The organism is Nonomuraea wenchangensis (assembly GCF_900111685.1).
Taxonomy (GTDB): Bacteria; Actinomycetota; Actinomycetes; order Streptosporangiales; family Streptosporangiaceae; genus Nonomuraea; species Nonomuraea wenchangensis.
Genome location: NZ_FOHX01000025.1, coordinates 119824 through 133483 on the forward strand (window position 1 = coordinate 119824; position 13660 = coordinate 133483).

The following is a 13660-nucleotide window of genomic DNA, read 5'->3' on the forward strand; positions in this document are numbered from 1 at the left end:
AGTCGCCGACGCCAAGTCCTGTCAGCGGTCGTGCCCGGCGCATGCTGGGCGCGTCCTCAACCGCCGACGTGCTCACCCGCCGGTCCCGCCTCGCCGCCGCGCGTCGTGTCGCGGTCCAGGCCGAGCGGGTCGGCAAGCGCACCGGTGCTGGCGTCGAGCGGCCCCTGCGCCAGCCTGGTCACCTCGGGGGGAACCGGCGGCGCGAAGTCGGCCACAAGGCGCAGCCCTGTGAGCACATCGTCGGGTCGAACTGCAGGCGTCATGTGCCGAACAACCATGCGCAGTATGACACACGGCCCTCTCTGCACCTGAGCTGCGGTTCTTTCTGTTCCCTCGGAAACCGTCAGCCCCAGGACGGCGCCGCGCGCGTCGAAGCGGCGGGGTCCCTTCTTGGTGAGGCGTTCGACCTCCACGGCACCCTCCGCGAGAAACTTCTCCACCGCCACCTCGGCGAGCTCGCGATCGGCACCGGGCAGGCGCACCTCCCAGTCGGAGACCTCCAAGCGGTCGGCCAGCCCACCCTGACCCGCCTCCACGACGTCGATCACATCGAGCCCCGGCGGCAGCGATCCGTCCAGACTGGACCTGACCTGCTCGGGGTCACACGGCGCGGTGACGCCGATCTCGAGGTATTCGGCTTCGCTGGCGACGCCGGTCGGCGCCGCGCCCGCGTAGGAGATCTTGGGGTGGGGCGAGAAACCCGCGCTGTAGGCCACCGGAATGCCGGCACGGCGGACCGCCCTCTCGACGGCTCGCGAAATGTCGCGGTGGCTGGTGAAGCGCAGGCGACCACGCTTGGCGTAACGCACACGCAGGCGCTGCACCGTGGGCGCGGGCGGAGGCCCTTCGGGAACAGGTTTCAGAGTCTGTCGTCCTTCCCTTGTAAGAGTTCCTTCATTCAGGATAAGCGGCCCCGGCGTATGGACGTGTACAACGAGGCACGGCTCGCCCACTGAGCGCGCTAGACCACGGTGAGCGGAAGGAGCTTCCGTCCCGTCGGGCCGATCTGGATCTCGGTCCCCATGGTGGGGCAGACGCCGCAGTCGTAGCACGGCGTCCAGCGGCAGTCCTCGACCTCGCCGCCGGAGACGGCCTCCTGCCAGTCCTGCCACAACCATTCGCGGTCGAGGCCGGCGTCGAGGTGGTCCCACGGCAGGACCTCGTTCTCCTCCCGCTCGCGGGTGGTGTACCAGTCGACGTCGATCCCGGCCTGGTCCGCCGCGGCCATCCAGCGCTCGTAGGAGAAGTGCTCGCTCCAGCCGTCGAACCGGCCGCCGTCCTCCCAGACGGCCCGGATGACCGCGCCGACGCGGCGGTCGCCGCGCGACAGCAGGCCCTCCACGATCGAGGGTTTGCCGTCGTGGTAGCGGAAGCCGATGGCCCGGCCGTATTCCTTGTCGCCGCGCAGCGAGTCGCGCAGTGCCTTGAGCCGCCGGTCGACGGTCTCGTGGTCGGCCTGCCCGGCCCACTGGAACGGCGTGTGCGGCTTGGGGACGAACCCGCCGATGGACACCGTGCAGCGGATGTCTCTGCTGCCGGTGGCCTCGCGGCCGGCCTTGATGACCTTTTTGGCCAGGTCGGCGATGCCGAGCACGTCCTCGTCCTGCTCGGTGGGCAGGCCGCACATGAAGTAGAGCTTCACCTGCCGCCACCCCTGGGAGTAGGCGGTGGTGACGGTGCGGATGAGGTCTTCCTCGGTGACCATCTTGTTGATCACCTTGCGCATCCGCTCCGAGCCGCCCTCGGGGGCGAACGTCAGGCCCGAGCGCCGGCCGTTCCTGGAGAACTCGTTGGCCAGGTCGATGTTGAACGCGTCGACCCGCGTCGAGGGCAGCGACAGCGAGGTGTTGGTGCCCTCGTAGCGGTCGGCCAGGCCCTTGGCGACCTCGGCGATCTCGGAGTGGTCGGCCGACGACAGCGACAGCAGGCCGACCTCGTTGAAGCCGGACTCCTTGATGCCGTTGTCGACCATCGCCCCGATCGTGGTGATGGACCGCTCGCGCACCGGGCGGGTGATCATGCCCGCCTGGCAGAACCGGCAGCCGCGGGTGCAGCCGCGGAAGATCTCCACGCTGAACCGCTCGTGCACGGTCTCGGCCAGCGGGACCAGGGGTTTCTTCGGATAGGGCCACTCGTCGAGGTCCATCACCGTGTGCTTGTGGACCCGCCACGGCACCTCGGGACGGTTGGGCGCGACCCGCTTGATGCGCCCGTCCGGGTGATAGTCGACGTCGTAGAACTTGGGCACGTAGACGCCGCCGGACTCGGCCAGCCGCATCAGCAGCTCGTCACGGCCGCCGGGTCTGCCCTCGCCCTTCCACTCGCGCACGACCTCGCTGATGGCGATGGAGATCTGCTCCCCGTCGCCCAGCACGGCCGCGTCGACGAAGGCCGCGATCGGCTCGGGGTTGAAGGCCGCGTGGCCGCCCGCGACGACGATCGGATCGTCCTCGCCCCGGTCCGCGGCCTCCAGCGGGATGCCGGCCAGGTCGAGCGCGGTCAGCAGGTTGGTGTAGCCGAGCTCGGTCGAGAACGACACGCCGAGCAGGTCGAAGGCGCGCACCGGGCGGTGCGCGTCCACAGTGAACTGCGGCACGCCCTCGGCCCGCATGAGGGCCTCCAGGTCGGGCCAGACGGCATAGGTGCGCTCGGCGAGCGTGCCGGGCAGCTCGTTGAGGATCTCGTAGAGGATCGCCACGCCCTGGTTGGGCAGCCCGACCTCATAGGCGTCCGGGTACATCAGCGCCCATCGCACGTCGGCGGAGTCCCAGTCCTTGACGGTCGAGTTGAGCTCACCTCCGACGTACTGGATGGGCTTCTGCACCTTGGGCAGCAGCGCTTCCAGGCGGTGGAAAATCGACTCGACAGGCATACCGTCAAGGGTAGCGGGGCCGGGGCGGTGGCAAATCCGGCAAGCGCGTTCACGCCCGGTCAGCGCCGCCGCGGCCGGTCAGAGGAAAGACTGGCCCCGCACCTTGATGGCCTGCAGCAGCCCGATCGCGATCAGGTTGGCGAACGTGGCCGTGCCGCCGTAGGACACGAACGGCAGCGGCAGGCCGGTGATCGGCATGATGCCGATCGTCATGCCGACGTTGACGAACGTCTGGAAGCCGAACCAGCACACGATCATGCCGGCGACCAGCGTCCCGAACCGGTCCTCGCACTTGCGGGCGATGCGCAGCCCGCGCACCAGCACCACCCCGAGCAGCACCACGACCGCGGCCGACCCGAGGAAGCCGAACTCCTCCCCCGCCACGGTGAAGATGAAGTCGGTGTGCTGCTCAGGCACGAACCGCCCGGTGGTCTGCCCGCCGCCGAGCAGCCCCTTGCCGAACACCTGCCCCGACCCGATGGCGATCAGCGACTGCGTCGCGTTGTATCCCACCCCGCGCGGATCGACGCTCGGATCGACGAACGCCGTGAACCGCGCCACCTGGTACGGCTCCAGCAACTGGAAGTAGAACACCGAGAAGATCCCCACCGCGGCGGTGGCCACCAGCCCCGCGATGACCCGTTTGCGCACGCCCCCGAGGACCAGCCCGGCCGCCGTGATCACCGCCAGCACCATGGCCGTGCCCAGGTCGGGCTGGAGCATCACCAGCCCCATCGCGACCACCGCCGCGAGGATCGCCAGCATCACGTCGAGGCCGCGCGGCCGGTCGACGCCCTCCGCCGGCTGCGCCAGCAGCATGGCGATGATCAGCAGCAGCCCCACCTTGGCGAACTCCGACGGCTGCACCGCGAAGCCGCCGCCGAGCAGGATCCACGAGTGCGAGCCGTTGATCGTCGCGCCCAACGGCGTGATCACCAGCCCCAGCCCGACCAGCGACACGAAGAACACCAGCGGCGCGTACGCCCGCATCGCCCGGTGATCGACGGTCGCCACCATGGCGCACAGCACCACGCCGATGGCCTCGTTGAGCATGTGCTTCTTCACCAGCCCGGTGGAGCCGGGCGCCCACGTCCTGGTGCATGACCACACCAGCAGCGTGCCGATCACGCACAGCCCGGCGACCGCCACCAGCATGAGCCCGTCGAGCCTGCGGACCGCGGAGTTCTCCTGCATGAGCCGGCGCAGCAGCGAGGGCCGCTGGACGGCGGCGGTGCGGGCGGTCATCGCGGCGCCACCGTTCCGTCGGGCCGGAAGACCGGCAGCTTGGTGGTGAGCCTGCCCCCGGGCACGGCCGGGGCCCGTTTGATGCCGTAGATGCCCTCGTAGATCTCACGCGCGGCGGGCGCCGCGGTCTGCGCGCCCATGCCGCCCTGGGAGACCATGACGACCACGACGTACTGCGGGTTCTTCGTCGGCGCGAACGAGGCGAACCACGAGGTGTCCTGCTTGCCCCACACCTCCGCGGTGCCGGTCTTGCCGCCCACGCGTACCTTGTCCATCGGGAAACCGGAGAACGCCCCGGCCGCGGTGCCGTCCTGGGCGACCTGGCTGAGCGCGTTCTTGATGTAGTGCCGCTCCTTCTCGCTCAGCGGCAGCTTGCCGACCACTGGCACGGGGATGGTCCTGACCACCTTGCCGTCGGGGCGCACCTGCGCCCAGCCGATGCGCGGGCTGCGCACCTTCCCGTCGCTGACCAGCGCCATGTAGGCCCGCGCGAGCTGCATCGGCGTCACCAGCACGTCGCCCTGCCCGATCGAGAAGTTGGCCGAGTCGCCGGGCCGCAGCAGGAACCCCTCCGTGCAGTTCTCCAGCGCCAGCCGCTTCAGGAAATCCGCCCGCGCGCGGTCCTTGACCTCCGGATAACCCTTGCGCGAGCGCTCGCAGGTGACCGCGTTGGTCTGGTTCCAGAGGCTCTTCTTCCACGCCCGGTCGGGGATGCGGCCTCCGGACTCGCCGGGCAGGTCGACGCCGGTCGGCCGGCCGAACCCGAAAGCCCTGGCCGTGTTGGCGAAGATCTCCTTCGGCGTCTTCTTCGGATAACGCCCGCCGTCCTTGAGGTACTGCTCGTACGCGGCCCGGTAGAAGATCGTGTCACACGACTTCACCAGCGCCGTGTGCAGGTTCATCGGGCCCAGCCCGATGCCGCGGAAGTTGTTGAAGGCCCGCCCGCCCACGTTGTACGACCCCGAGCAGTCGTAGGTGCCGTTCAGCGGATAGCCGGCCCGCAGCATCGACGTCACCGACGAGATCTTGAACGTCGAGCCGGGCGCGAACTGCCCGTTGATCGCCCGCGACACCAACGGCTTGCCCGACTTCTCCGACATCAGCCGCTGGTAGCCGCGCGCCGAGATCCCGCCGCCCCAGATCTCCGGGTCGTAGTTGGGCTGACTGGCCAGCGCCACCACCCTGCCGCTCCGCGCGTCGAGCACCACCGCGGCCCCGCCGTCGGCCTGCGGCGCGGACTTCATGGCCCTGGCGAGGGCCCTCTCGGTCACCGCCTGGATGCGGGAGTCGATGCTGGTCACCAGATGATCACCGGGAACGGGCGTGACCTGGTCCTCCACCCCGAGCGCCTTGCCCATCCGGTCGACCTGCACCCGGCGCAGCCCGGCCTTGCCGCGCAGCGCGTCGTCGTAGACGTACTCCAGCCCGTCGCGCCCGGCCAGGTCGACGCCGGAGAAGGCGGCCTTGAGCCCTTCGCGCTTCTCCAACTCCTCCTCGGTGACCGGCTGCAGGTAGCCCAGCATCTGCGCGCCCGCCCGGCCGCCCGGGTACTGCCGCACCGAGTGGATCTCCGCCGTCACCCCGGGGAACTCCTCCTGGCGCTCCAGGATCTGCAGCGCCTCCCGGGTGTCCACCTTCTCGTCCAGCGGCACCGGCTGGTAGGGCGACCCCGTCCAGCACGGCTTCGGCACCTTCGGCCCGCACGGCGTGATCTTCCGCTGCAGCTCCTGCACCGGCCTGCCGAGCACCTGCGACAGCTTGGTCAGCACCTTCAGCCCGCCGTCGGGCGTCCTGAACAGCAGCGCGCGGTCCACCGACACGACCAGCGCCGTACGGTTGCGCACCAGCGGCCGCCCGGAGGAGTCGAGGATCTGCCCGCGTACGGCCGGCACGATCACCGTGCGCGTCCTGGTCTCCGTCGCCCGCGTCACGAACTCCTGCCCGTGCACCACCTGCACCTGGTAGAGCCGCCCGACCAGCACGACGAGCAGCGTCAGCACCAGCACGTGCAGCACCAGCAGCCGGGTCCGCATCCTGATCATGTCGAGTACCTCGGCTCACCGCCGCGGGTGGCCAGCCAGATGACGACAGGGGACACGAGCAACGTGTAGACGATGGTGACGGGCACCTCCTCGGTCAACGTGGCCAACGTCACCCGGGAGTCGCCGATCAGCATGCTGACGCCCACGGCCAGCAGCGGCGCCAGCAGCACGCACAGCACCACGGTGGTCACCGGGCCGCCCGCGCCCCGCCCGGCCACGTAGCCGACCAGCGCCAGCACGAACGCGTACTGCCCGGCCAGATGGGCGCCCGGCGGCGCGATGTCCACCACGAGCCCGGCGATGAACCCGAGCACCGCCCCCGGCACCGCCCCGCGCGCCAGCGCCGCCCCGACCACGGCCAGCAGCACCAGGTCAGGCGCTCCCCCGCCAGGCAACGGCAGCCGGTTGACCAGCATGACCTGCACCAGCAGCGCCAGCAGCACGCACAGTCCACCGATCACCGCGACCCCTCCTCGTGCCCCAGCCCCCTGATCACCACGACCTACCCTCGGCCAGCAGACGCCCGCACCACCACGACCCGCCTCCGGCCCGCGAACCCCGGCACGACCCGCCTCCGGCCCGCCGACGCCCGCACGACCATGACCCGCCTTCGGCACGCGAACGCCCGCACCACCACGAACCACCCCCGGCACCCGGACGCCCGCGCGACCCACTCCCGGAACGCAGACGCCCGCACGACCCACCCCCGGACGCCGAAGCCATCACGGCCACGACCCGCCTGCCGCGCGCAGGCGCCCGGATCACGGTGACCCCCCTCGGCGCGTGGGCGTCCGCTTCACCGCGTCCCCCTCCTTGCCGGGCAGCACCGCGTCACGGGGGTCCCTCTTGGGCGCCTCGACCACCACGCCGACCGCGTCCAGCGCCGTCAGATCCGCGAACGGCCGCGCGTAGGCGATGCGCGTCAGCTCTCCGGGCGTGGACTCGACCCGCTCGATCACCCCGACCGGCACCCCCGGCACGTACGGCCGCCCGTTCTGCGACCCGAAGCTGACGATCCGCCCGCCCCGCACCAGCGGCGCGGCGGAGTCGAGCAGCCGGAACTGCACGAGCCTCCCATGCTCGCCCACCCCGTGGACGACGCCGATCTCCCTGCCGCCCTCCAGCCGCGCGCCGGCCGCCGAAGCCGGATCGCTGATCAGCAGCACCGTCGAGCTGGTGGTGGAGGCGTGGATGACCCGCCCCACCAGCCCGTCGCCGTTGAGCACGGTCATCTCCGGCTGCACCCCGTCGGCGCTGCCGATATCGATCTGGACAGTGTCCTCGAACCCCGGCTGGCCCCGCCGCGCGACCACGTTGCCGGTGACGATCTTGTATCCGCCGGCTCCCGCCAGCCCCAGCAGCTTCTTCAGCTCGCTGGAGCGGGCGGCGTCGAGCTTGTCGGCCAGCATTCCGGTCCGCAGCCGGGCGTTCTCCTCCGTCAGTACCCGGATCCGCTCCTGCGCCGCCGGCGCGGTGAACAGAGCCTGCACGAACGTGGTGACCGGCCGCACCACCCCGCCTCCGAGCTGCTCGGCCGACCCGAAGACCCAGGCCCCGACCGCGCGGAGCGGGCGCAGCGGCGAGCTCTCGCCGGTGCGATGATCGACGGTCAGGATGACCAGCGCCGCCGTCAGCAGCACCCCGAGGATCAGCCGGGCCCGGCGCGAGTCCCTCATCAGTGCCGTGACTCCGGCACCAGGACCTCCTGCAGCGCCTCGAAGTCCTCGGCGCACTTGCCGGAGCCGATGGCGACGGAATCGAGGGCGTTCTCGACGAGGTGGACCGGCATGCCCGTCTCGGCCTTGACCCGCTCGTCGAGGCCCTTGAGCAGGGCGCCGCCGCCGGTGAGCGCGATGCCGCGGTCCATGATGTCGCCGGACAGCTCGGGCGGGCACTTGTCGAGGGTGGTCTTGACCGCGTCGACGATCGCATTGACCGGCTCCTCGATCGCTTTCCTGATCTCCTCTCCGGAGACGATGATCGTCTTCGGTAGCCCGCTGACGAGGTCGCGCCCGCGGATCTCCGCGTGCAGCTCCTCGCCGTTGGGGCAGGCCGAGCCGATCGCCATCTTGATCTCCTCGGCGGTGCGCTCGCCGAGCATGAGCGAGAACTCCTTCTTGGCGAACGCGATGACCGCCTGGTCGAGCTCGTCGCCGCCGATGCGGATCGACTGGCTGGTGACGAGGCCGCCCATCGAGATGATCGCCACCTCGGTGGTGCCCCCGCCGATGTCGACGACCATGTTGCCGGTGGGCTCGTGCACCGGCAGCCCCGCGCCGATCGCGGCCGCCATGGGCTCCTCGACGATGTAGACCTTGCGTGCGCCGGCCTGGTAGCCGGCCTCTTTCACCGCGCGCTGCTCGACGCTGGTGATGCCGCTCGGCACGGCGATGATGATGCGCGGTTTGGCGAAGTGACGCCGTCTGTGCACTCTCTGGATGAAATATCGCAACATGCGCTCGGTGACGTCGAAGTCGGCGATCACGCCGTCCTTCAACGGCCGGACGGCCACGATGTTGCCGGGCGTGCGGCCGATCATGCGCTTGGCCTCGATGCCGACCGCCACGATCTTCCCCGTGGTGGTGTTGATCGCGACGACTGACGGCTCGTTGAGCACGATGCCGCGGCCACGCACATAGACCAGTGTGTTGGCGGTGCCGAGGTCGACCGCCATGTCACGGCCGAGGAACGCGAGCTTGCTGCCCATGGGGAACGGAGCCCTCCGTAACGTCGTTCGCGAATGACTACGGAATGAATTCGAATCGTAACGTGACGTACCCACCGATGAGTGCAACGAGCCATCGCGCCCCTCAAAAATCTCCAGCCCCAAGCTCAACCGCAATTTTGCCCAGACTGTCGCATAGCGCCCGAATGCTCACTGGATCGTTCCAAAAGCCCCACATGGCATCCCGCAAGTCCCGCGGCACACGCTACGCGGGACCACCGACAAAAACAGAAGCGCCCGCACAGCGTTCGACGCTGTGCGGGCGCGGGATCTCCCTTCGGCCCCTCTAAAGGGACGGCCAGGGCGAGGTCACTAGAAGCGGTCCGGGAAGAAGATCTTGATCTCCCGGGCGGCGGACTCGGGCGAGTCGGAGCCGTGGACGACGTTCTCGCCGATCTCCAGGGCGTGGTCGCCGCGGATCGTGCCGGGGGCGGACTTCACCGGGTCGGTGGCGCCGGCCAACGCGCGGAAGGCCTCGACGGCGCGGTGGCCCTCCAGCACCATGGCGACGAGCGGCCCCGACGTGATGAACTCGACGAGCTCACCGAAGAACGGCCGCTCGGAGTGCTCGGCGTAGTGCGTCTTGGCGGTGTCGGCGTCGAGGGTGCGCAGGTCCATCGCCACGACCTTGAGGCCCTTGCGCTCCACACGGGCGATCACGTCACCGATGAGGCCACGCTTCACTCCGTCGGGCTTGATCAGGACAAGAGTGCGCTCGGACACTTGGAGTTCTCCTTCGAACAGAATGGGGTCGCGGCTACCGGCCCCCGGCCTCATCGCGAGGACGCCTCGACCGGGCACTGGCCCGGACGTCGCCGTAGCCGGGCCCTCAGCTTACCGTCCCGGGCCCGCACCCTCGTTTCGGACAGCGATCCCGCCCCGGCCCTCCGGGCCGCCGTAGCACCCGGGAGTCGCCGTCTATGGGGCACGGTCGTCCTCCGGCGACTTCGCCTGAGGCGGAACGGCGGGCACGGCCCCCTCCGCGGGCTCGCCCTCAGGTTCGCCCTCCGGCTCGGCGAACGCATGCCCGGCCGCCACGGACCGAACACCTTCAGGCGCGCCCTCATCGAGCCGCTCGCCCCCGTCCCGGCCGGGATCGTCCGCGGCGGCGAAGGCGTCTCCCCACTTCCGCCGATCGCCGGCGCAGTCAACGGCCTCGCTGCCCGAACCCGGGCCGTCCTGCGGCGTCGGTACAAGCAGAACGTCCTCGTCGCCCTCCGGCCGCCGGGCCAGCACCGCCGCCAGCACGATAATCGCCACCAGCAGGAACCCGCCGATGAGCGCCCACCAGTGCAGCGCTCCCACGAAGTTGTCGACCAACTCCTGCGCCGACCGGACCCCGTCGAGCAGCGCCATCTGCACCCCGGTCCCCAGCAGGAACCCGGCCAGCACCCCGGCCGCGCACAACGACAGCCCGAACGCCGCCGCCCCGATCCCAACCTCCCGCAGCGTCGCCGTCACGGCCACCGCCGCCCCCACCGCGAGCAACGTGAACGGCACCACCAGCACCATCCCGTCGGCCGACGGCACCGCCAGCCGGACCGAGCACAACCCCGCCACCATGGACAGCAGCCCCAGCGGTGCCAGCCATCTCCCTGCGCCCACCGCGAACATCCCCACGGCCACCGCCGCGCCGATCGCCAGCACCCCCGCGACCACGTACGGGAACCACAGCCCACGCAACCCGGGCCCACCGAGCCCACCCATCTCCACCAGCGTCACCTGAGCCGCGCTCGGCAGCAGCACCACCCCGACGGCCACCAGCACGTACGCGGCCCGGCGGCTCTCCACCGCGCCGATCGACGCCAGCGCCAGCAGCCCGAAGACGGCCGTGGCCGCCAGCAGCACCACCGGAGGCGCCCGCCAGCCCGCCGAAGCCGTGCTGATCGCCACCACGGCGACCCCGGCCGCCAGGACGACGCACAGCAGCAGCCGGCCGCGCTCCCCCACCTCGAAAACGGGAGCCTCGGGCCGGCCCAGCACCATCGAGGCCAGCAGATAAGCCGCCGCCAACGCCAGCGCGACCCCCGTCACCAGCGGATACGGCTGCAACGTCACCTTCCAGCTGCTGACCGCGTCCAGTGGCCACAGCGCCAGCGCCTGCGCCGTGAGCAGACTCAGGCTGAACGTCCCTGCCCACAGACCGCGAAGCACCGGCGTACGCGCCCAGACCGCGACCAGCGTGGCGGGCACGAGCACCCCGCACCCGACGCCGCGCAGCACGCGTACGACGCCCACGAGGAGCTCGGTGGCCGCGTAGCCGCCCGCCGCGTCGGACAGCGCCACCAGCGCCAGCCCGGCGAGCATGAGATGCGCGGCCGGGACCCGGCGCAGCGCCACCGCCGCGAGCGGCACGGTCAGCATGAGCGCGGGCAGCGCGAGCCCGTGCGTACGCATGAGCCCGACCTGATCGATGTCGGCGGGCAGCAGCCTGGCGACGACGGAGAGCGTGTTGGGGATCGTGGTGATCGCCAGCGGCAGCGCACAGACGACCAGCAGCCCGAGCAGAGTGTCGAGCAACCAGCTGTTTCCGGGCGCAGCCGAACGGAGCGACCGCTGGATCGGGGGGACGGCCATGTAGGCCGACTTTAGCGGGTAGTAGCGCCCTCGACACGGCGAGCGACCATAATCGCCGTGATCCATAGTGCCGCGAAGATCGCCCCAAGGAAGAACATGGACGTCACCAGGAACCCGCTGGCGATCGCCAGCACCTGGACGACACTCCCGAGCAGGTAGCCGACCGGTTTCTTGAGCAGGCCGGCGGCGACCACGCACAGCACGGCCAGCCCGATCCCGACGGTCACCGCCAGCGCGGGCTGGACCTTGCCGACGACGATCGCGACGGGCGTGATCAGCCCGGCGACGATCGCCTCCATCCCGAGCACGCTGGCGCCGAGCCTGCGCATGCCCGGCGTCACCTGAAAGCTCATCCCGAACCCCCCTTCATCCTCATCAATCGGGCCGGTGCGCCCGGCGGGCCCGATGCGCCGCATTCGGTCATCAGACGCCGTCCGCCTTCAGCAGCCGCCGCGCGTCCCCGGCTGTGACGACAGAACCCGTGATCAGCACACCGGTGCCGCTGAACTCGCCCTCGGCGTCGGCGATGCCGATGCCCTTGTCGATGGCGTCGTCCAGCCGGTCCTCCACGTGCACCCGCTCCTCGCCGAAGATCGGCTCGGCCAGCGCCGCGAGCTCGTCCGCCGTCAGCGACCTGGGCGAGGAGTTGCGCGTGACGATGATCTCGTCCACGATCGGCTCCAGCAGCTCCAGCAGTCCCTCGACATCCTTGTCGCGCATGACCGCGACCACGGCGATGACCTTCGCGAAGTCGAACGCCTCATGCAGCCCCTCCAGCGTCGCCTGCATGCCGCCGGGGTTGTGCGCGGCGTCGATGACGACCGTCGGAGTGCGGCGTACGACCTCCATGCGTCCCGGCGAGGACGCCTGCGCGAAGGCCTGGCGTACAAGGTCGACGTCGAGCGGGTCGTCGCCGCCCGTCAGCGCCTCGACGGCGGCCAGGGCGCACGCCGCATTGCCCGCCTGGTGAGCGCCGTACAGCGGCAGGTAGACCTCGTCGTAGACGCCCTTGAGGCCGCGCAGGGTGAGCAGTTGCCCGCCGATGGCGACCTCCCGGCTCATCACCCCGAACTCCAGCCCTTCGCGCGCCACTACCGCGCCCACCTCGGCCGAGCGCCGCATCAGCACCTCTGCCGCGGCCAGCTCCTGCTGGGCCAGGATCGCGGTGGCGCCGGGCTTGATGATGCCCGCCTTCTCTCCTGCGATGCTTGGGATGTCGGGCCCGAGCCGGTCGGTGTGGTCGAGGGAGATAGGAGTGATCACGCACACGGTGCCGTCGGCGACATTGGTGGCGTCCCACGATCCGCCCATGCCGGTCTCGATGACCGCGACATCCACGGGCGTGTCGGCGAAGGCCGCGAACGCCATGGCCGTCAGCAGCTCGAAGAACTGGATGCGCCGGCCTTGGGTGTCGGCCAGCTCGACATACGGGATGATCTCCTCGTAGACCTGTGCGAAGCGTTCCTCGCTGAGCGGCTCACCATCGACGGTGATGCGCTCGCGCATGGACACCAGGTGAGGGCTGGTGAACCGCCCCACCCGCAGGTTGCGCTCCTTGAGGAGCGCCTCGGTCAGCCGCGCGGTGCTCGTCTTGCCGTTGGTGCCGGCGATGTGTATGACCGGGTATGCCCGCTGCGGTGAGCCGAGCAGGTCCAGCAGGGCCGCGATCCTGTCCAGCGTCGGCTCGAAGTCCCACTCGACGCCGCGCTCCATGATCGCGCGTTCGACGGCACGATAATCCACACCTCAACCCTACTGACTGCGCGCACCGCTTCCAGCCACGCCCCGCTCCTGCCACACCCGGAAATGCAGAAGGGCCCCGACGCTAAGCGTCGAGGCCCTCCAAAAAGATTGTCCGGCGGTGACCTACTCTCCCACACCCTCCCGAGTGCAGTACCATCGGCGCAGAGAAGCTTAACTTCCGGGTTCGGAATGTAACCGGGTGTTTCCTTCCCGCCATAACCGCCGTAACCCTCCGAAACAAACAAACACAGACGTGTTTGCAGTCTCAGAATTGCCTAGTGGACGCGAGCAAAAAATCCCAGAAAGAATGCTTTGTGGTCAAGTCCTCGGCCTATTAGTACCGGTCAGCTCCACACGTTACCGCGCTTCCACCTCCGGCCTATCAACCCGGTCGTCTACCGGGAGCCTTACCCACTCTCGTGGTGGGAGACCTCATCTCAAGGCGAGCTTCCCGCT

The 13660-nt window shown here is 70.1% G+C and carries 11 protein-coding genes and 2 rRNA genes; all 13 read right to left on the minus strand.

What is annotated here, in order from left to right; genetic code table 11:
- Positions 1-56: 56 nt before the first annotated feature.
- Positions 57-824: a TIGR03936 family radical SAM-associated protein gene (locus BMW85_RS44860; RefSeq protein ID WP_091093744.1), complete on the minus strand. Its 768-nt coding sequence runs from the start codon at positions 822-824 to the stop codon at positions 57-59.
- Positions 825-961: 137 nt separating this feature from the next.
- Positions 962-2872, minus strand: a complete 1911-nt coding sequence (locus tag BMW85_RS44865; RefSeq protein ID WP_091093746.1) for a TIGR03960 family B12-binding radical SAM protein — start codon at positions 2870-2872, stop codon at positions 962-964.
- Positions 2873-2950: 78 nt separating this feature from the next.
- A complete protein-coding gene (gene rodA / locus BMW85_RS44870; protein ID WP_091093747.1) occupies positions 2951-4117 on the minus strand; it encodes a rod shape-determining protein RodA in 1167 nt (388 codons plus the stop codon).
- Positions 4114-6159 carry a penicillin-binding protein 2 gene (gene mrdA, locus BMW85_RS44875; protein ID WP_091093749.1) on the minus strand — a complete coding sequence of 682 codons (2046 nt, stop codon included), beginning with the start codon at positions 6157-6159 and terminating at the stop codon, positions 4114-4116. Before mrdA ends, rodA begins: the two co-directional genes overlap by 4 nt.
- On the minus strand, positions 6156-6620 hold the full coding sequence (gene mreD / locus BMW85_RS44880; protein ID WP_091093750.1) for a rod shape-determining protein MreD: 465 nt from the start codon (positions 6618-6620) through the stop codon (positions 6156-6158). The genes mrdA and mreD overlap by 4 nt, the downstream gene beginning before the upstream one ends.
- Positions 6621-6920: 300 nt before the next feature.
- The gene (gene mreC, locus BMW85_RS44885) at positions 6921-7835 is read right to left on the minus strand and encodes a rod shape-determining protein MreC (RefSeq protein ID WP_091093752.1); all 915 of its coding nucleotides are present in this window, start codon (positions 7833-7835) and stop codon (positions 6921-6923) included.
- On the minus strand, positions 7835-8866 hold the full coding sequence (locus BMW85_RS44890) for a rod shape-determining protein (protein ID WP_091093753.1): 1032 nt from the start codon (positions 8864-8866) through the stop codon (positions 7835-7837). Before BMW85_RS44890 ends, mreC begins: the two co-directional genes overlap by 1 nt.
- Before the next feature lie 330 nt (positions 8867-9196).
- Positions 9197-9607 carry a nucleoside-diphosphate kinase gene (gene ndk, locus BMW85_RS44895; protein WP_245775459.1) on the minus strand — a complete coding sequence of 137 codons (411 nt, stop codon included), beginning with the start codon at positions 9605-9607 and terminating at the stop codon, positions 9197-9199.
- Positions 9608-9802: 195 nt separating this feature from the next.
- Entirely contained in the window at positions 9803-11461 is a 1659-nt protein-coding gene (locus BMW85_RS44900; RefSeq protein ID WP_143082620.1) for a hypothetical protein, read from the minus strand.
- Between the two features lie 11 nt (positions 11462-11472).
- On the minus strand, positions 11473-11814 hold the full coding sequence (locus BMW85_RS44905) for a DUF4233 domain-containing protein (protein WP_245775460.1): 342 nt from the start codon (positions 11812-11814) through the stop codon (positions 11473-11475).
- A 70-nt stretch (positions 11815-11884) separates the two neighbouring features.
- A complete protein-coding gene (locus BMW85_RS44910) occupies positions 11885-13174 on the minus strand; it encodes a bifunctional folylpolyglutamate synthase/dihydrofolate synthase (RefSeq protein WP_091093760.1) in 1290 nt (429 codons plus the stop codon).
- 140 nt (positions 13175-13314) lie between these two features.
- A 5S ribosomal RNA gene (rrf, locus tag BMW85_RS44915) occupies positions 13315-13431 on the minus strand.
- An 87-nt stretch (positions 13432-13518) separates the two neighbouring features.
- Positions 13519-13660 (minus strand): 23S ribosomal RNA (locus BMW85_RS44920); the annotation flags it as partial.